The organism is Streptomyces sp. NPDC043878 (assembly GCF_056435735.1).
Map to the genome: position 1 here is coordinate 90,554 of NZ_JBWKDW010000007.1, position 16,916 is coordinate 107,469.

The following is a 16,916-nucleotide window of genomic DNA, read 5'->3' on the forward strand; positions in this document are numbered from 1 at the left end:
AGGGCCTCGCCTCCATGGCTGTGCAGACCGTTGCAAGCACCACCGACTCAGTGGACCTCGGCCCCGCCGCCGCGCTCTCCTGCCGCGAATGCGGCCACCGGGTGCCCCTCGGCCCGGTCTTCGCCTGCGAGGAGTGTTTCGGCCCGCTCGAGATCGCCTACGACTTCTCGGCCTACGACACCGAGGAACTCCGCAAGCGCATCGAGGCGGGACCGGCGAACATCTGGCGGTACGCGCCGCTGCTGCCCGTCCCGGCCGACGTGGCGGACAAGCCCAACATCAACCCCGGCTGGACCAAGCTCGTGCGGGCCGACAACCTGGCCCGCGAGCTGGGCGTCGACGCCGGCCGGCTGTTCGTCAAGGACGACTCCGGAAACCCGACGCACTCCTTCAAGGACCGCGTCGTCGCGCAGGCCATCGAGGCCGCCCGCGCCTTCGGCTTCACCACCCTGTCCTGCTCCTCCACCGGCAACCTGGCCGGCGCGGTCGGCGCCGCCGCCGCCCGGGCCGGCTTCCGCTCCTGCGTGTTCATCCCGCACGACCTGGAGCAGGGCAAGGTCGTCATGGCCGCGGTGTACGGCGGGGAGCTCGTCGGCATCGAGGGCAACTACGACGACGTGAACCGCTTCTGCTCCGAGCTGATCGGCGACCCGGCCGGCGAGGGCTGGGGCTTCGTCAACGTCAACCTGCGGCCGTACTACGCCGAGGGCTCCAAGACGCTGGCCTACGAGATCTGCGAGCAGCTGGGGTGGGAACTGCCCGACCAGCTCGTGGTGCCGATCGCCTCCGGCTCCCAGCTCACGAAGATCGACAAGGGTCTGCAGGAGCTGATCAGGCTCGGGCTGGTCGAGGACAGGCCGTACAAGATCTTCGGCGCGCAGGCGGAGGGCTGTTCCCCGGTGTCGGCCGCCTACAAGGCGGGCCACGACGTCGTGCGGCCGCAGAAGCCGGACACCATCGCCAAGTCGCTGGCCATCGGCAACCCGGCCGACGGGCCGTACGTCCTCGACATCGCGCGCCGCACGGGCGGCGCGGTGGAGGACGTGAACGACGAGCAGATCGTGGACGCGATCCGGCTGCTCGCCCGGACCGAGGGCATCTTCGCCGAGACCGCCGGCGGGGTGACGGTGGGGGTCACGAAGAAGCTGGTCGACAGCGGTCTGCTGGACCCGACGCTGACGACGGTCGTGCTCAACACGGGTGACGGCCTCAAGACGCTGGATGCGGTGGCCGACACCGGACTGACCGCGACGATCCGTCCGAACCTGGAATCCTTCCGGGACGCCGGTCTCGGCTAGCCGTCGTTCGTCTGCGGGCCGTGGGGCTGGTCGCGCCCACGCGGCGGAGCTCCACATCGACGCGGCCCCGCGCCCACATCAGCGCCCTATCCGACCGGAGGTCACACGTTATGAGCGTCAACGTCCGCATCCCCACCATCCTGCGCACCTACACCGGAGGCAAGGCCGAGGTGACGGCCGAGGGCGGGACCCTCGGCGAGGTCATCACCGACCTGGAGAAGAACCACACCGGTATCGCCGCCCGGGTCCTGGACGACCAGGGAAAGCTGCGCCGATTCGTCAACGTGTACGTGAACGACGACGACGTGCGTTTCGAGCAGGGGCTGGAGACGGCGACCCCCGACGGCGCGGGCGTGTCGATCATCCCGGCCGTGGCCGGCGGCTGACCGAGGCCGATTATTACCCTCGGTAATACCGGTCACCAAGAGTTCATGTGATTGCCCCCTCCGTGAGAGAAGCGGAGGGGGTAATTCTGTATGGTTGAGCGCGGTACAGTTGGGGAACCCGCGGCCTTCCGCATGACGGACGCATATGAGTTCAGGCTCCGCGTGCGACGATAAATGGCCAAAGTGTGCGGGTATTTTGCGCCATTCACTCCTTTTATGGAGCCCGACTTGCCCTGAAGTCGGGCGAATTCTCCGTATATTCCCGACCGGTCATGCCTGGAATTCTCGTCCGATTGACCTGTTGCAGAGGGCAGTTGGGCAGATACATTCGGCCGCGGTCGACGCGTTCCGGCGCACGCCCCCGTCCATGTGGGGGGGTGAGGTCTGACCCGGATCCGCGAAGTGCGGGTCTGCGCAAGGGCCAGTAATAGGGGAGTTAGGCATGGCTCAGGGCACCGTCAAGTGGTTCAACGCGGAGAAGGGGTACGGCTTCATCGCGGTCGACGGTGGTGCGGATGTTTTCGTCCACTACAGCGCGATTCAGATGGACGGCTACCGCACCCTGGAAGAGGGTCAGCGGGTCGATTTCGAGATCTCGCAGGGCCAGAAGGGGCCGCAGGCGGACATGGTCCGGCTGGCGACCGGCTGAAGCACGCGCCGACTGACAGCGTCGTTCTTCTGTTCTTCTTCGGAGGGCTCGTATCCCATGGGGAGTCATGGGTTACGAGCCCTTCGGCGTGTCCGGCGCCCCATCAGCGACGCCTCCGGGACCCCTCCGGGGCCTGTCCGCGACCCGCTCGCGCGCCGCTTCCGCGCCGTTCGCGCCCCGCGGAGCGCCCCCTCGATCCCGGGTAGGCGCTTGCACTCGGCATGGGCGAGTGCTAATCATTGGCGTTAGCACTCTGCAGGTGAGAGTGACAACGAGGACCGGGTCGGTGAGGCCCGCAGGCCAGGTGGGGCAAGGAACCACAGGGCAGGCGAGCCGTCCGTCGCGGGCGCCAGCGCGGTCCGGAGAAATCCACCCCCTGTCCGGGAGGACCACTTCACATGGCCAAGATCATCGCGTTCGACGAGGAGGCACGGCGCGGTCTCGAGCGCGGGATGAACCAGCTCGCCGACGCCGTCAAGGTCACCCTTGGCCCCAAGGGCCGCAACGTCGTCCTCGAGAAGAAGTGGGGCGCGCCCACGATCACCAACGATGGTGTTTCCATCGCCAAGGAGATCGAGCTCGAGGACCCGTACGAGAAGATCGGCGCCGAGCTGGTCAAGGAAGTCGCCAAGAAGACGGACGACGTCGCCGGCGACGGTACGACCACGGCGACCGTGCTCGCCCAGGCGCTGGTGCGCGAGGGTCTGCGCAACGTAGCCGCCGGCGCCAACCCGATGGCCCTCAAGCGCGGTATCGAGAAGGCCGTCGAGGCCGTCTCCGGTGCCCTGCTGGAGCAGGCCAAGGACGTGGAGACCAAGGAGCAGATCGCCTCCACGGCCTCCATCTCCGCCGCCGACACCCAGATCGGCGAGCTCATCGCCGAGGCGATGGACAAGGTCGGCAAGGAAGGCGTCATCACCGTCGAGGAGTCCCAGACCTTCGGTCTGGAGCTGGAGCTCACCGAGGGTATGCGCTTCGACAAGGGCTACATCTCGGCGTACTTCGCCACCGACATGGAGCGGATGGAGGCGTCGCTCGACGACCCCTACATCCTCATCGCCAACTCCAAGATCGGCTCCGTCAAGGACCTGCTCCCGCTCCTGGAGAAGGTCATGCAGTCGGGCAAGCCGCTGCTGATCATCGCCGAGGACGTCGAGGGCGAGGCCCTGTCGACCCTGGTCGTCAACAAGATCCGTGGCACCTTCAAGTCCGTCGCCGTCAAGGCCCCTGGCTTCGGTGACCGCCGCAAGGCCATGCTCGGTGACATCGCCATCCTCACGGGCGGCGAGGTCATCTCCGAGGAGGTCGGCCTCAAGCTGGAGAACGCGACCCTGGACCTCCTGGGCCGCGCTCGCAAGGTCGTCATCACCAAGGACGAGACCACGATCGTGGACGGCGCCGGTTCGGCCGACCAGGTCCAGGGCCGGGTCAACCAGATCCGCGCCGAGATCGAGAACTCCGACTCGGACTATGACCGCGAGAAGCTCCAGGAGCGTCTGGCGAAGCTGGCCGGCGGCGTGGCCGTCATCAAGGCCGGTGCCGCCACCGAGGTCGAGCTCAAGGAGCGCAAGCACCGCATCGAGGACGCCGTTCGCAACGCGAAGGCGGCCGTCGAGGAGGGCATCGTCGCCGGTGGTGGCGTGGCGCTCATCCAGGCTTCCTCGGTCTTCGAGAAGCTGGAGCTCACGGGTGACGAGGCGACCGGCGCCAACGCCGTGCGGCTCGCGCTGGAGGCCCCGCTCAAGCAGATCGCCATCAACGGTGGTCTCGAGGGTGGCGTCATCGTCGAGAAGGTGCGCAACCTGCCCGTCGGCCACGGCCTGAACGCCGCGACCGGTGAGTACGTCGACATGATCGCCGAAGGCATCATCGACCCGGCGAAGGTCACGCGTTCCGCCCTGCAGAACGCCGCGTCCATCGCCGCGCTGTTCCTCACCACCGAGGCCGTCATCGCCGACAAGCCGGAGAAGGCCGCTGCCCCGGCCGGCGGCGGCATGCCGGGCGGTGACATGGACTTCTGAGCCTGACGGCTCGGACCCGGTCCGCTCGTACCGAGGGCGGCACTCCCTGGAGACAGGGGGTGCCGCCCTCGGTCGTGTCCGGGATCACAGGCCCGTCGCCGGGGGCCGCGGAATGAGGGCCGGGGCGGGGCGGTTGTTGTTGGCGCGGACTCAATGCACGTGCACATACCGTCCGGTTTCTCCCATCCGTCAGCAGTACGCACCCTCAGGAGCCCTCCAGGTGACCGCCACCCCGCCCGCCGCCTCCCGTGCCGCGCAGATCCTCTCCCGGCCCGTCTCCCTCAACGGCCTGACCGTCCCGAACCGCATCGTGATGGCGCCCATGACGCGCATGTTCTCCCCGGGCGGCGTCCCCGGCGAGGACGTGCGGTCGTACTACGCCCGTCGCGCGGCCGCCGGAGTCGGTCTGATCGTCACCGAGGGCACGTACGTGGGGCACGAGTCGGCCGGGCAGAGCGACCGCGTCCCGCGTTTCCACGGCGAGGACCAGCTCGCGGGCTGGGCGAAGGTCGCCGACGCCGTGCACGCGGCGGGCGGCACGATCGTGCCGCAGCTGTGGCACATCGGCATGGTCCGCAAGCAGGGCGAGCCTCCCTTCGCGGACGCCCCCGCCGTCGGCCCCTCCGGCCTGCGCGGCGACGGCTCCGAGGACACCGGCAAGGCGATGACCCAGCGCGACCTGGACGACGTGATCGGCGCCTTCGCCGAGGCCGCCGCGGCCGCCGAGCGCATCGGCTTCGACGGCGTGGAACTGCACGGCGCGCACGGCTACCTCGTCGACCAGTTCCTGTGGGCGGGCACCAACCGGCGCACGGACGCCTACGGCGGTGACCTGGTGGCCCGTACGAAGTTCGCGGCGGAGATCGTCGCGGCGGTCCGCGAGACCGTCTCGCCCGAGTTCCCTGTCCTCTTCCGCTACTCCCAGTGGAAGCAGCAGGCGTACGACGCCCGCCTCGCCGAGACCCCGGAGGAACTGGAGGCCATCCTCGCCCCGCTCGCCGCGGCCGGCGTCGACGCCTTCCACGCCTCCACCCGCCGCTACTGGCTGCCCGAGTTCGATGACTCCGACCTCAACCTCGCCGGCTGGACGAAGAAGCTGACCGGAAAGCCCGTCATCACCGTCGGTTCGGTCGGTCTCGACGGCGACTTCCTCAAGGGCTTCCGGGGCGAGGGCTCCCCGGTCAAGGGCATCGACGAACTCCTCGACCGCCTGGAGCGCGACGAGTTCGACATGGTGGCCGTCGGCCGCGCCCTGCTCCAGGACCCGGAGTGGGCGGCGAAGGTCCTCGGCGGCCGGCTGGACGAGCTCAAGCCGTACGACGCGTCGGCCCTGAAGACCCTGAGCTGACCCCGGCTCCCCGGGCCGCTACAGGTTGCCGAGGGGCTCGATGTCGACGTGCACCGGGGTGCCCCACACCCGCAGCACCTCGTAGTCGGTGAACTCGTGCACCAGCCGGTAGGCCATGGCGGCCCGGGGGCCCCGGCGCGCGGCGGCGAGATACAGCTCCGCCTCCCGCCGGTCGCGGCGCGGGGTGCCGCACAGCTGCCACGCCTGGCCGTTCCACAGCTCCGGCAGCCAGCGCTGCTGCGGCTGCGGCCGGTCCTCCCGGACGCCGTAGCGGGACGACGCCTGCTCGGCCGGCCGGGTGCGCGGGGCGGGACCGTTGATCTCCCGGCGACGGGCGGCCCGGCGCCTGGTCTCGCACAGCAGGCACAGGTCGGGGGCGTTCTCGTCGACCGGTCCTGTGGGGTGCTCGGGGCACCGGGTGGTGGGCGCGGCCCCGCTGACGCTCTCCTCCAGCAGATCGAGCGCCCGCTTGAGATCGCCCTTGACCTCGTGCAGCCGCGTGTCCGGCATGTCGGAGGTCAGGGCTTCGCCGTGTTCGCCGAGGAGACGAAGGGCGCGGCCAAGGGCGGTCAGCTGGGCGTGGTTCATGTCAGTCGGCGTAGTCCTTGAGCTTTTCGGTGTCCAGGGGCGTGTTCACGGGGGCGGGCGGTTCGACGGTCGCACCCCAAGGGTACGAGGGGGACTGCTGATGGTGGCCGTCCCCGGGCTCGCCGAAGACCGTGACGCTCTTGTTGTCGCGGTCGATCAGGAGGTGGACGGGGATGTCGGCTTCGGCGCGTCCCCTCTACTCGCTCGTGTGGCGGGTCGCCCTGACGAACGCGGACCAGGCCTCCGCCCGGAACGCGAGCCTCGGGCCGTGCGGCCTTTTGGAGTCCCGCACGGGGACGAGGGGGAGGTGGCCGAGGGCCACTTCCACGCAGTTGCCCCCTTCGCCGCCGCTGTAGCTGGACTTGGACCAGGCGGTCGCGCGCACTCCGTGATCAGGGCTGCTCTTCATGGGCGTAATCCTCTGCCACCGATTCGATCCAGGCCAGCGATTCCTGCGGGGAGAGAGCGCTGGCCCGGATCAGATCGTAGGTCAGTTGGTGGCGTGCGACGGTGGCCGGGTCGTCCTCCAGCCGCCCCACGCTGGGGCCTTCGATGAAGGCGAGCGGGGGTGCGTCCTCAAACGCCATGAGTGTCAGGGCACCGCTCATGGAAGCGTGCGCTCCCGCGCTGAACGGCAGGAGCTGCACGATGATCCGGTGCTCGCGGATCAGTGTCGTGACGTGTCGCAGGGCTTGTGCCATCACTCCGGGCCCGCCGGTCCTGCGCCGCAGGGCTGCTTCGTCAAGCACCGCCCACAACAACGGCTTTGTTGGGTCGCCGAGAATGCGTGCCCGCTCCAGCCGGGCCGTGAGGAGTTCGTCGATGACATCGGCTGACGCGGTCGGCTGGTAGGCGCGGAACACCGCCCGCGCGTACGCCGGTGTCTGCAGCAGACCTGGGATCAGCAAGGGGGCGTACTCCTTGATCGCCGTGGCGACCGCCTCCGCCTCCGCCGCCTCCGCGAAATGGTCCGGGTACTTCGATCTGGCCGCCGCCGCGCAGTTGCGCCGGAAGAAGTCCTCCGTGGCGAGCACCTCGTCCAGCAGGCGGGCGTACTCCGGCTGCATCCGCCGGGTGCCGGCCTCCAGCTGGCCGATGAAGGAGCCGCTCACGAACAGCCGCTGCCCCAGGTCCTCCTGGCTCAGGCCGGTCTTCTCGCGGGCGTGCCGTAACTCCGCGCCGAGGAGGGCGCGCGGTGACGACGACGGGTCGAGGTCCTTGGGTCCGGCCATGGCGACTCCCGGTCCGACAACGGTGGTTGTTGGGGTGTCCCTGCTGGCCAGGTTAGAGGGGGTGCGACCACGCTGGGTGGCGAATGGCCAACTCACGGTGGAGGTAGGAACGGTGCGGTCGACCGAAGAAGTGGTGGAGTCGTTGCGGGGCGCCCTGGTGGACGTGGGAGTCGTGCTCCCGTCGCTGTGCGTCGATCCCGTGACCGGCGCGAGCGAGGGGCCGTTCGCCCTGGTGGACCTCGGGCGCTGCAACATGCGTACGGCCGAGCGGCTGGCCTCGGTGCTGCGGGGGGAGGCGCCGGCGATCGGGACGCATGTCGTGGACGTACGGGACGGGCGGGTGGGGGAGGTGATGGGGCATCTCGGCGGCCGGGTGCGGCTGCGGCCCGTCGCCGGGGGCCGGGAGTGGGACTGCCCGCCGGAGTCGACCGGGCCCGCGCCCTCGGACGAGGTGCTGCGGGCCCGGGTGCGGAAGGTCAACGGGGAGGGGCGGCTGCCGGGTTGAGGTGGTCGGCCGCGGCACCGGTGAAACCGAAGGCGTACGTCATCAGGAATCCCGCCAGATAGCCCGTGAGCAGGCCGCCCGCGTAGATCGCCGCCGTCACCGCCAGGGGTCTGTTGCCCGCGAGCAGCGGGAACAGGGCCCAGCCCGACGGGCCGATCGCCGTGGTCCCCACCCGGTCGCCGAGCATCGCGAAGAAGCCGACGAACGCGCCGCCGGCCGCCCCGCCCGCGCACGCGGTGAGGAAGGGGCGGCCGAGGGGGAGCGAGACGCCGTAGATCAGCGGTTCGCCCACCCCGAGCAGTCCGGCCGGCAGTGCCGATCTGATCGTCGTCCGCAGGGAGGCGTCGTGGCGCAGCCGGACGTACACCGCGAGGGCGGCGCCGACCTGGCCGGCGCCGGCCATCGCGAGGACGGGCAGCAGGACGGTGTAGCCCTGCTGCTGGATGAGGGTGGCGTGGATGGGGATGAGGGCCTGGTGCAGGCCCAGCATCACCAGGGGCAGGAACAGGCCGCCGAGTACCAGGCCGGCGAACGCGCCCGTGGTGGCGAGCAGCCAGTTCGCGGCGGTGCCGATGGCCGTGGCGACCGCGCCGGCCGCGAACATCAGGCCGTACAGCGTCACCAGGCCCGCCACCAGGACCGTCAGCGCCGGGGTGAGGAGGACGCCGAGGGTCGCCGGGACGCGGGCGCGGCACCACTTCTCCACGCAGGTGCCGAGCAACGCGGCGGCCAGCGCGCCGAGCACCCCGCCCTGGCCGGGGGCCAGTGCCACCCCGAACGCCGTCACCTTCGCCACGCCCGGATACACGACGACGGCCGCCACCGCGCCGCCCAGCACGGGCGTCCCGCCGAACTCCTTCGCCGTGTTGTGGCCGACGAACACCGCGATCAGGGCCATGAACGCGGAGGCGACGGCGGTGAGGGCCGGGGTCACGCCGGGCAGCAGGCCCAGGTTGACGAGCAGGCCGTTGAGACCGGCCAGGACACCGCAGCCGATCAGCGCGGGGATCAGCGGGACGAAGATGTCCGCGAGGCGGCGCAGGGCGCGCTTGAGTGGGGTCGCGTTGCGTGCCCGGCGTGCCTCGCGCACCGCGTGTCCCCGGTCGGCGAGCTCGTCCGCCCGGGTCCCGGCCGCCGTCACCAGCGCCGCGAACTCGGGCGTGACCCGCGCGACCACGCCGGGCCCCAGCACGATCTGGTAGGTGTCGTCGGACACGATCCCGAGCACCCCGGGCAGCGCCCGCAGCGCCTCCTCGTCGACCAGGGAGCGGTCGGCCAGGCCCAGGCGCAGGCGGGTCATGCAGTGGGCGACGGAGGTGACGTTCGCGGGACCGCCCACCAGGGGCAGGAGCGCGGCGGCGATGTCGTTCGAGGTGTGCACCCCCCGAGCGTGCTGGTCAGCGGGCCGCCGCCGCGAGCGCCGCGCGCAGATGACCGCCGGAGTCCTCCAGAAGGCGGGCGGCCGTCGGGCCGTCGACGCCGGCGAGGATCGCCAGGATCGCGTTCTTCACCTCGCCGTCCGTCTCCGCCAGCGCGCGTTCGGTCTCCTCGTCGTCCGCGCCGGTGGCCAGCGCCACGATCCGCCGGGAGCGGGCCCGCAGCTTCTCGTTGGAGGCGCGCACGTCGACCATCAGGTTCCCGTACGTCTTGCCCAGCCGGATCATCGTGATCGTGGACAGCATGTTGAGGACCAGCTTCTGGGCCGTGCCCGCCTTCAGCCGGGTGGAGCCGGTGAGCAGCTCGGGCCCGACGACGACCTCGATGCCGTGCTCGGCGGCCGCCGCGAGCGCGCTGTCCGCGTTGCAGGCCAGCCCGATCGTCAACGCGCCGATCGCGCGCGCGTGTTCCACGGCGCCGACGGCGTAGGGGGTGCGGCCGGAGGCCGAGACGCCGACCACCGTGTCGGCGTCGGTGAGGGCGAGCGCGTCGAGGTCGGCGCGGGCGAGTTCCGCCGAGTCCTCCGCGCCCTCGACCGAGGTGACCATGGCGTCGGGACCGCCCGCGATCAGGCCGACGACCCGGGAGGGGTCCGTGTTGAAGGTGGGCGGGCACTCGGAGGCGTCCAGCACGCCGAGCCGCCCGGCGGTCCCGGCACCGGCGTACACGAGCCGGCCGCCCCGGGCCATCCGCTCGGCCACGGCGTCGATGGCGGCGGCGATCTCCGGCAGCCGTGCGGCGACGGCGGCCGGGACGGCGGTGTCCTCGCCGTTCATCAGGCGGGCGATGTCGAGGGTGGGCAGCCGGTCGATGCCGGCGAGCTCGGGCCGGAACGCCTCGGTGGTCAGGGTCTCCAGCGCGGCACGCAGTGCGCGGGGGTCGGACGTGGAGGTCATGGGGATGTGGCTCTTTCTCGGAACGGTGTGATGTCGGGCGTGCGGCGGCGCGGCCCGCCACGGTGGACCGGCCGGGGGACCGCGGCACCTGGAGCGAGGGGGCTATCGCCGGTGCCGGTGCGCCAGCGCCTCGTAGGACGCGGACAGCGCCGGCGCGGCCCTGTCGTAGGTCCGCTGCGCCACCCCGATGAACAGACAGTCCACGACCAGCAGTTGACTGGTCCGCGAGGACATCGCGGCCGGCCGCAGTTCGCTCTCCCGCGCGGTGGACGTCGTCAGCACGTGGTCGGCGTACTGCGTGACGGGGCCGTCCGGCCGCCCGGTGATCGCGACGGTGGTCGCACCGTGCTCGAACGCGACCCGCAGCGGCTCGATCACGTCGCCGGTCGCCCCGGAGTGGGTGATCGCGATGGCCACGTCGCCACCGCGCAGCTGCACCGCGTTGGTGACGGCCAGGTGCGGATCGCCGTGCGCGTGGGCTATGAGCCCTATGCGCAGCAGCTTCTGCGTGAGGTCCTGCGCGACCAGACCGGACGCGCCGACGCCGTACACGTCGACACGCCGTGCGGCCGCCACCGCGCCGACGGCCGCGGCGAGCTGGGCGGTGTCGAGTCCGGCGGCGGTGTCGGCGAGGGTCTGCTGCTCGTCGTAGGCGAGTTTCGCCACCACGTCGGAGAGGGGGTCGTCCACCGCGATGTCCGTGGTGAGGGCGGGCGCGCGGCCGGACTGCTGCTGGGCTGCGAGCCCGGCCAGGGCCAGCCGCAGGTCGCGGTAGCCGGGGTAGCCGAGCAGCCGGGCGGTGCGCACGACCGTGGCCTCGCTGGTGCCGGTGAGCCCGGCGAGACCGGTGACCGTGAGGGCCGCGCAGCCGGCCGGGTCCTTCGCGACGGCCTCCGCGACCCGCTGCATGGAGCGGGTCATGGAGGGCGTGAGGGTGCGCACCTTGGCGGCGAGGGCGGCGGGCGCGGGCGGTGCGCCGGAACCCCTGCCGAAAGTTTCCTTCACACTCTGGGTCACCTGTTGAAAGATATTTTCGGTTCGGTCGGCGGTCAAGAGTGCGCACAATGGAGGCATGGACCCCATCAGCCCCCTGGAGCAGGCGTTGCACGCCGCACGCGCCCTCGTACTCGCCGATCTGGCCGCCGGTGAGGTCGCCGCCGCGGACGTGGTGTCCATGGTCGAGGAGTCCGTCGTCCAGCGGCGCTGGTGGGTCGAACAGTGGCCGGAGGGCGGGGAGTACGTCGCCGGCCTGATCGCGCAGGACGTGCAGGACGCGCTCCTGGAGCGGTACGGCCGCTGGCCGCTGTGTCCCGTCTGCGGCTCCGGCGACCCGCACGCCCTGGAGGTCGAGCCGGAACTCGGCCCCGACCCGCACTGGGTGTGCCACAAGGCGGGCGTGCGGGTCGCCGCCGTCGGCGCGCTGGACTCGGCGCAGGGCGGGGCGGAGACCGCGTGACGGTCTACATCGACCCGCCCACCTGGCCGGGCCACGGACGCCTGTGGTCCCACCTGGTCAGCGACGTGTCCTACGACGAACTCCACGCCTTCGCCGCCGCGCTGGAGATCCCCCGGCGCGCCTTCGAGCGGGACCACTACGACGTGCCCTCGCACCGGTATGCGGACGCGGTGCGCGCGGGCGCGGTCGAGGTCGACAGCCGCGAGGTGGTGCGGCTGCTGTACGCGGCGGGACTGCGCCGGCGCAAGGGGCGGGCTCAGCCGCGCAGTTCGTAGGCCAGCAGGCCCTCCGCGACGCCGTCCTCGGCGCCGTCCTCGCCGACCGGGACGAACCCGGCGCGCCCGAGCACGGCCTGCGAGGGCGGGTTGTCCCGGTCGACGGTCGCGAACAGGGCCCGTACGTCGTCCCGGGCCAGCGCCCAGTCCGCCAGCGCGCGCAGCGCCTCGGTCGCGTAGCCGTTGCCGCGGACGCTCTCGGCGAGGTCGTAGCCGATCTCGGCGCGGCCGTCCCCGTCCGGGGCACCGTGGAAGCCGATGCCGCCGACCGCGCGGCCGTCCTCGCGCCGGACGAGCACGAACAGGCCGAACTCCGGCCGGTGCACCCCCGACTCGTACGCCTTCACGGTCATCCCGGCGGCGTCCCGGGTGCCCTCGAAGGGGCCGTCCTCGACCCACTCGAACCCTCCGTCGCCGCCCGCGCGCAGGTCGGCTGCGGCCGCGGGCGTGACGCCCTGGAGGGTGAGCCGGGCGGCCGGCAGCACCAGGTTGTTGTTCCAGCGCCACTCGGTGAGCCGCGCCCGGCCGGGCAGCTCACCGCGGCCGGTCGCCCACAGCAGGGTGGACCAGTGGTCGGGGCCGGGCCGCACGTGCGGGAAGATCCGGGTCAGCACGGCCTCGGCGAGATGGGCGGGCGGTTCGTAGGGCAGGCCCAGCCCCACGGCGAGGTCGTGCGTGTGCAGCAGCACCTCGGCCACGCCCATCGCGGCGAAACCCTCGCGGTCCGCGCTGCGGAAGGGGTACGGATGGAAGGCGCGGACCTCGCGCGGGGTGGTGCGCAGGGTCGCGGCGAACAGGGCGCCGGTCGTCTCGATCACCTGGACGAGCCCCGTGTTGTCGGCGCGGTCCAGGCCGTCGTCGGTGCCGTCGACGGTGATCTCGAAGGGGACGTAGGCGTCCTGCGCCCGTCCCGCCAACTGCCCGGCGTAGGCGAGGAGATCGCTCGCGATGTGTGCCACCGTCCGCCGGCAGTTCCAGTCGAGCCCGCCGGCCCGCACCTGCTCCCAGTCCCGGTCCAGCGCCGAACTCAGCACGGCCGTACAGCCCGCGACGGCTTCTTCCACGTAGTCCCCGCCCATGAATCGCATGCGGGCAGAGTAGGCGGCCGGGTCCGTCACAGCGACAGGATTTCCAGCTCGGAGCGGAGGTTGTAGCGGGCCGTCGCCTCCCACTCGGCCTTCCCGTGAGGCGTCCTGAACAGGCTGGGCAGGTCCAGGAGTTGACGCAGGACCGCGGCCCGGCCCGTGCGGAAGGCGTCGCTCGGGACGAAGCCGTACTCCTCACGGACGGCGGCCGTGTAGGCGGCGTACGCGGACGGGGGCGAGGCGAGGACCGCGAGGTCGGCGTCGCACAGCACCTGCCCGTCCCGGTCGTCGTCGGCCGGGGCGTGGGTGAGCGTCAGCCGGACCAGACGGGCCGTCTCGGCCGTCCTCGCGTCCGGCACCCCGGCCTCCGGCAGGGCTCGTTCGGCGAGCCGGGCCGAGCGCTCCTCGTTCTCCGAGCGGTCGGGCCGGTACACCGCGTCGTGGAACCAGGCCGCGAGCCGGACCACGTCCGGATCGTCCGCGTACCCGGCCAGGACGTCGATGTGGTCGAGGACCGCGGTGAGGTGGGTGAGCGTGTGGTAGCGGCGCTGCGGTTCCTGCCAGCGCTCCAGCAGGTCGTCGGCGTACGGCACCGGGTCCGGTCCGCCGCCGGGGGCGCGGGCCCCTTCCAGGGCACGGACGAAGCGGGCGCGCAGGGCATCGAGGTCGGCCATGCGGCCATTGTCCCCGTGACCGAACCGGGGGCGTACCCTTAGATTGGACTAGACCTGTAGTCGCCTACGGCCCGCCGACAGCCGCCGAAGAATGGGGTCCCATGAGCAAGCGTGCAGTCCTGGAGGTGATCGCCCTCGGCGCCGAGGACGCCGTCGCCGCCCAGGCCGGAGGCGCGGACCGCCTCGAGCTGGTCACCGACATGGCGGCCGACGGGCTCACCCCGTCGGCCCGCACCGTCGCCGGGATCCGCGGGAGCGTCGACATCCCGCTGCGCGTCATGCTGCGGCCCACCGACGGCTTCGCGGCCGGCGACACCGGGCGCCTCGTGGACACGGCCCGCGAGCTGCGCGACGCCGGGGCCGAGGAGTTCGTGCTCGGCTTCCTCGACGCCTGCGGCTGCGTCGACCTCGCCGCCGTGGAGCGGGTCGTCGCCGCGCTCGACGGCTGCCGCTGGACCTTCCACCGGGCCATCGACCGCGCCGCCGACCGCGACGCGCTGCGCAAGCAGCTGGACGGACTGCCAGGACTGGACACCTACCTGACGGCGGGCTCGGCCACCGGCGTCGACGAGGGCCTCCCCACCCTCACCGCCGAGGCGGCACGGAGCGGGGAACCCGGCTACGAGCAGCGGATCCTCGTCGGCGGCGGCCTCCGCCTCGACCACGTACCCACCCTGCTGGCCGCCGGTATCGACGCCTTCCACATCGGCTCAGCGGCCCGCCCGGCAGGCTGGCGACACCCGGTCTCGGCCACCGCGGTGACGAAGTGGCGCGAGGCGCTCGACGAGGCGTGAGGCCGGCCGCCGACAGCCCGCACCCGGCGGCCCGGTGGCCTGGTGGCTCGGTGAGTGAGCGTCGGGCCCGGGTGCCGTGGCCGTTCCGGGCAGGCCGCCGTACGCGTGCGTCCGCGGTGGGCGCGCCGCGGTGGGCGTGCGGCGTTGAGGGCCGTGCGGGGCGGGGGCCCGGCGGTTTGTCGGGGCCTCGCGCCGGTCGAGGGCCCGGCGGTTGCCGGGGCCTCGCGCCGGTCGAGCCCCGGCCGGGTCCGCGGCCGGGGCCGTGGCCGCGTGCCCGTTCAGGGGGTCCGGTCGGGCTGCGGGGCCTCGGTGAGTTGGCTCGGCAGCGGGTCGGTGTGGGTGACGGTCAGGCCGGAGACCGCTCGGGTCAGGGCCACGTACAGGCGGCGCAGGCCGGTGCGTTCGTCGGGCTCGCCGTCGACCACGGCCCGCGGCTCGTCCAGGACCACGTAGTCGTACTCCAGGCCCTTCGCCAGCGAGGCCGGGACCAGGGTCAGCCGCGTCTCGTACGTCGTCTCCTCACCCGGCGCGAGATGCCCCATGCCCGCCGCGGCGAGCGCCTCGGCCAGCGCCGGGATCCGGGCGTCCGCCGCGATCAGGCCGGTGGAGCCCTCGTGGCGCAGCGACTCCGCGCAGGCCGCGACCACGTCGGCGGTGCCGGCGACCTCGCGGACCTCGAAGAAGCCCGGGTTCTCCCGCACCGACACCACCGGGGTCAGCCCCGGCGCGATGTGCGGCAACAGCCGCGAGGCGTACGTGATCACGTCCGTCGGCACACGGAAACCCGCCGTCAGCTCCTCGACCACCCCGTCCGCCTTGCCGAGGTGCGACAGGGCCTCCGCCCAACTGCGGGTCGCCCACGGTGTGGTGCCCTGGGCCAGGTCGCCGAGCACGGTCGCCGAGCCGGTCGTGCAGCGCCGGCCCACCGCCCGGTACTGCATCGGGGACAGGTCCTGCGCCTCGTCCAGGACCACGTGACCGAGCGAGTGCGTACGCTGCACGAGATCCGTCGCCTCGTCGATCAGCACCGCGTCCGCCGCCGACCACCGGGCCGCCTTCACACCGCGCACCGGCCTCGCCCACAGGATCGTCTTGCGTTCGTCCTCGTCGAGCAGGCCCTCGGAGTGCGCGGCGAGGAAGTCCGCGTCCGTCAGCAGCCGCAGCACCAGCTTCGCCGGGTCGACCGGCGGCCACATCGCCCTGACCGCGGCCTTCACCGCCGTGTTGCGGGCCACGGCGTCCTGCACACGGTCGTCCGGTGCCTCACCCGACCGCTCCATCTGCACCAGCACCGCGTGCGCGATGCGCTGCGGCAGGGCCTCGCGGGCGGCGCCGTAGCGGATGTCACGCTCCAGCAACTCGCCTACGATGCCCTCCAGTTCGTAGGCCGGGACCCGCCAGCGGCGGGAGCCGCGCACCACCACCACCGGCTCGGTGGGCATGCTCACGTGGGAGCGGACGGCCCGCTTCAGCACCTCCGCCATCCGGGCGTCACCCTTGACGACCGCGGCGGCCGCCTCGTCCGTACCCCGCACCTCGACGTGGGCGACCAGGTCGTCCACGGTGGCCTGCCGCACCGACAGCTCGCCCAGCGCGGGCAGCACCTGCTCGATGTAGTGCAGGAAGGACCGGTTCGGCCCGATGACCAGGGTGCCGGTACGGGCCAGCCGCTCGCGGTGCGCGTACAGCAGATAGGCGACCCGGTGCAGACCGACGGCCGTCTTGCCGGTGCCGGGACCCCCCTGCACGCAGACCGTCCCGCCCAGCCCGCTGCGGACGATCTCGTCCTGCTCCGGCTGGATCGTCGCCACGATGTCCCGCATCGGCCCGACACGCGGCCGCTCGATCTCCCGCTGAAGCAGCTTGCTGGTGGCGGCCGCCTCCGCCGGATCGGACAGATGCTCGTCCTCGTACGCCGTCAGGTCGCCGCCGGTGTAGCCGAAGCGGCGGCGCAGCCCCACATCCATGGGGTCCTTCCGGGAGGCCCGGTAGAACGGCTGCGAGACCGGCGCCCGCCAGTCGATCACCATCGGGTCGCCCCCGCCGTCGTGCACGTGCCGGCGCCCGATGTAGAAACGCTCGCCCTCCGCGCCCTCGGCCCGGTCCGCGCCCGGAGCGTGCAGGTAGTCGAGACGACCGAAGAACAGCGGCGTGTGACTGAGGTCGGCGAGCGCCTTGATGCGCTCCCCGATCTGGCGTTCCAGGATCTGCGCGTTGACCCAGTTCGCGGTGACGTCACGGATGTCGAGCGACTCGACGTCCTCCCGCATGG

The 16,916-nt window shown here is 72.2% G+C and carries 18 protein-coding genes; 9 read left to right on the forward strand and 9 right to left on the reverse strand.

What is annotated here, in order from left to right:
- The first annotated feature begins 14 nt into the window (after positions 1-14).
- The 5 genes from thrC (at position 15) to AC07AZ_RS12210 (ending at position 5,702) form a co-directional block, all read left to right on the forward strand.
- Positions 15-1,298: a threonine synthase gene (gene thrC / locus AC07AZ_RS12190; protein WP_478846559.1), complete on the forward strand. Its 1,284-nt coding sequence runs from the start codon at positions 15-17 to the stop codon at positions 1,296-1,298.
- Positions 1,299-1,408: 110 nt separating this feature from the next.
- The gene (locus AC07AZ_RS12195; protein ID WP_356032366.1) at positions 1,409-1,684 is read left to right on the forward strand and encodes a MoaD/ThiS family protein; all 276 of its coding nucleotides are present in this window, start codon (positions 1,409-1,411) and stop codon (positions 1,682-1,684) included.
- 442 nt (positions 1,685-2,126) lie between these two features.
- Positions 2,127-2,333 (forward strand): cold-shock protein, encoded by a 207-nt coding sequence (locus AC07AZ_RS12200; protein WP_007493268.1) that lies wholly within the window; start codon positions 2,127-2,129, stop codon positions 2,331-2,333.
- A 398-nt stretch (positions 2,334-2,731) separates the two neighbouring features.
- The gene (groL, locus tag AC07AZ_RS12205) at positions 2,732-4,354 is read left to right on the forward strand and encodes a chaperonin GroEL (RefSeq protein WP_478846562.1); all 1,623 of its coding nucleotides are present in this window, start codon (positions 2,732-2,734) and stop codon (positions 4,352-4,354) included.
- A 220-nt stretch (positions 4,355-4,574) separates the two neighbouring features.
- Complete coding sequence (locus AC07AZ_RS12210; protein ID WP_478846564.1) at positions 4,575-5,702, forward strand: NADH:flavin oxidoreductase; 1,128 nt, start codon at positions 4,575-4,577, stop codon at positions 5,700-5,702.
- Between the two features lie 18 nt (positions 5,703-5,720).
- Here AC07AZ_RS12210 and AC07AZ_RS12215 read toward each other — a convergent pair whose 3' ends face one another.
- The 3 genes from AC07AZ_RS12215 to AC07AZ_RS12225 all read right to left on the reverse strand — a co-directional run bounded on the left by AC07AZ_RS12215 (position 5,721) and on the right by AC07AZ_RS12225 (position 7,522).
- Positions 5,721-6,290: a hypothetical protein gene (locus tag AC07AZ_RS12215; RefSeq protein WP_478846566.1), complete on the reverse strand. Its 570-nt coding sequence runs from the start codon at positions 6,288-6,290 to the stop codon at positions 5,721-5,723.
- Positions 6,291-6,486: 196 nt separating this feature from the next.
- Complete coding sequence (locus tag AC07AZ_RS12220; RefSeq protein WP_478846568.1) at positions 6,487-6,699, reverse strand: DUF397 domain-containing protein; 213 nt, start codon at positions 6,697-6,699, stop codon at positions 6,487-6,489.
- Positions 6,683-7,522 carry a helix-turn-helix domain-containing protein gene (locus tag AC07AZ_RS12225; protein WP_478846570.1) on the reverse strand — a complete coding sequence of 280 codons (840 nt, stop codon included), beginning with the start codon at positions 7,520-7,522 and terminating at the stop codon, positions 6,683-6,685. Before AC07AZ_RS12225 ends, AC07AZ_RS12220 begins: the two co-directional genes overlap by 17 nt.
- A gap of 112 nt (positions 7,523-7,634) precedes the next feature.
- Between AC07AZ_RS12225 and AC07AZ_RS12230 the strand changes: the two genes are divergently transcribed.
- Positions 7,635-8,027, forward strand: a complete 393-nt coding sequence (locus AC07AZ_RS12230) for a hypothetical protein (RefSeq protein ID WP_478846572.1) — start codon at positions 7,635-7,637, stop codon at positions 8,025-8,027.
- Here the strand turns inward: AC07AZ_RS12230 and AC07AZ_RS12235 are convergent.
- The 3 genes from AC07AZ_RS12235 to AC07AZ_RS12245 all read right to left on the reverse strand — a co-directional run bounded on the left by AC07AZ_RS12235 (position 7,999) and on the right by AC07AZ_RS12245 (position 11,377).
- Positions 7,999-9,408, reverse strand: a complete 1,410-nt coding sequence (locus AC07AZ_RS12235) for a PTS transporter subunit EIIC (RefSeq protein WP_478846574.1) — start codon at positions 9,406-9,408, stop codon at positions 7,999-8,001. The two genes, AC07AZ_RS12230 and AC07AZ_RS12235, sit on opposite strands and share 29 nt — an antisense overlap.
- Positions 9,409-9,424: 16 nt before the next feature.
- Positions 9,425-10,360, reverse strand: coding sequence for an N-acetylmuramic acid 6-phosphate etherase (gene murQ / locus AC07AZ_RS12240; RefSeq protein ID WP_478846577.1), 936 nt, complete (start codon positions 10,358-10,360; stop codon positions 9,425-9,427).
- 102 nt (positions 10,361-10,462) lie between these two features.
- A complete protein-coding gene (locus tag AC07AZ_RS12245) occupies positions 10,463-11,377 on the reverse strand; it encodes a MurR/RpiR family transcriptional regulator (protein WP_478846579.1) in 915 nt (304 codons plus the stop codon).
- 55 nt (positions 11,378-11,432) lie between these two features.
- Here AC07AZ_RS12245 and AC07AZ_RS12250 point away from each other — a divergent pair, with 55 nt between their 5' ends.
- On the forward strand, positions 11,433-11,816 hold the full coding sequence (locus AC07AZ_RS12250; protein WP_478846581.1) for a hypothetical protein: 384 nt from the start codon (positions 11,433-11,435) through the stop codon (positions 11,814-11,816).
- Positions 11,813-12,091, forward strand: coding sequence for a DUF4031 domain-containing protein (locus AC07AZ_RS12255; RefSeq protein WP_478846583.1), 279 nt, complete (start codon positions 11,813-11,815; stop codon positions 12,089-12,091). Before AC07AZ_RS12250 ends, AC07AZ_RS12255 begins: the two co-directional genes overlap by 4 nt.
- Here the strand turns inward: AC07AZ_RS12255 and AC07AZ_RS12260 are convergent.
- Together AC07AZ_RS12260 and AC07AZ_RS12265 are read right to left on the reverse strand one after the other, a co-directional pair.
- A complete protein-coding gene (locus AC07AZ_RS12260; protein ID WP_478846585.1) occupies positions 12,073-13,179 on the reverse strand; it encodes a GNAT family N-acetyltransferase in 1,107 nt (368 codons plus the stop codon). The two genes, AC07AZ_RS12255 and AC07AZ_RS12260, sit on opposite strands and share 19 nt — an antisense overlap.
- Before the next feature lie 26 nt (positions 13,180-13,205).
- Positions 13,206-13,850: an HD domain-containing protein gene (locus AC07AZ_RS12265; RefSeq protein WP_478846587.1), complete on the reverse strand. Its 645-nt coding sequence runs from the start codon at positions 13,848-13,850 to the stop codon at positions 13,206-13,208.
- A 101-nt stretch (positions 13,851-13,951) separates the two neighbouring features.
- Here AC07AZ_RS12265 and AC07AZ_RS12270 point away from each other — a divergent pair, with 101 nt between their 5' ends.
- On the forward strand, positions 13,952-14,644 hold the full coding sequence (locus AC07AZ_RS12270; RefSeq protein ID WP_478846589.1) for a copper homeostasis protein CutC: 693 nt from the start codon (positions 13,952-13,954) through the stop codon (positions 14,642-14,644).
- 278 nt (positions 14,645-14,922) lie between these two features.
- Here the strand turns inward: AC07AZ_RS12270 and AC07AZ_RS12275 are convergent, their stop codons facing one another.
- On the reverse strand, positions 14,923-16,914 hold the full coding sequence (locus AC07AZ_RS12275) for a HelD family protein (protein ID WP_478846897.1): 1,992 nt from the start codon (positions 16,912-16,914) through the stop codon (positions 14,923-14,925).
- Positions 16,915-16,916 lie beyond the last annotated feature (2 nt).

What these genes read in the sequence shown, in the direction of transcription:
- AC07AZ_RS12200 (WP_007493268.1), top strand. Translation starts at nt 2,127, where the DNA reads ATGGCTCAGGGCACCGTCAAGTGGTTCAACGCGGAGAAGGGGTACGGC.
- AC07AZ_RS12265 (WP_478846587.1), bottom strand. Translation starts at nt 13,850, where the DNA reads ATGGCCGACCTCGATGCCCTGCGCGCCCGCTTCGTCCGTGCCCTGGAA.
- AC07AZ_RS12220 (WP_478846568.1), bottom strand. Translation starts at nt 6,699, where the DNA reads ATGAAGAGCAGCCCTGATCACGGAGTGCGCGCGACCGCCTGGTCCAAG.
- AC07AZ_RS12260 (WP_478846585.1), bottom strand. Translation starts at nt 13,179, where the DNA reads ATGCGATTCATGGGCGGGGACTACGTGGAAGAAGCCGTCGCGGGCTGT.
- AC07AZ_RS12250 (WP_478846581.1), top strand. Translation starts at nt 11,433, where the DNA reads ATGGACCCCATCAGCCCCCTGGAGCAGGCGTTGCACGCCGCACGCGCC.
- AC07AZ_RS12225 (WP_478846570.1), bottom strand. Translation starts at nt 7,522, where the DNA reads ATGGCCGGACCCAAGGACCTCGACCCGTCGTCGTCACCGCGCGCCCTC.
- groL (WP_478846562.1), top strand. Translation starts at nt 2,732, where the DNA reads ATGGCCAAGATCATCGCGTTCGACGAGGAGGCACGGCGCGGTCTCGAG.
- AC07AZ_RS12195 (WP_356032366.1), top strand. Translation starts at nt 1,409, where the DNA reads ATGAGCGTCAACGTCCGCATCCCCACCATCCTGCGCACCTACACCGGA.
- AC07AZ_RS12275 (WP_478846897.1), bottom strand. Translation starts at nt 16,914, where the DNA reads ATGCGGGAGGACGTCGAGTCGCTCGACATCCGTGACGTCACCGCGAAC.
- AC07AZ_RS12215 (WP_478846566.1), bottom strand. Translation starts at nt 6,290, where the DNA reads ATGAACCACGCCCAGCTGACCGCCCTTGGCCGCGCCCTTCGTCTCCTC.
- thrC (WP_478846559.1), top strand. Translation starts at nt 15, where the DNA reads ATGGCTGTGCAGACCGTTGCAAGCACCACCGACTCAGTGGACCTCGGC.
- AC07AZ_RS12270 (WP_478846589.1), top strand. Translation starts at nt 13,952, where the DNA reads ATGAGCAAGCGTGCAGTCCTGGAGGTGATCGCCCTCGGCGCCGAGGAC.
- murQ (WP_478846577.1), bottom strand. Translation starts at nt 10,360, where the DNA reads ATGACCTCCACGTCCGACCCCCGCGCACTGCGTGCCGCGCTGGAGACC.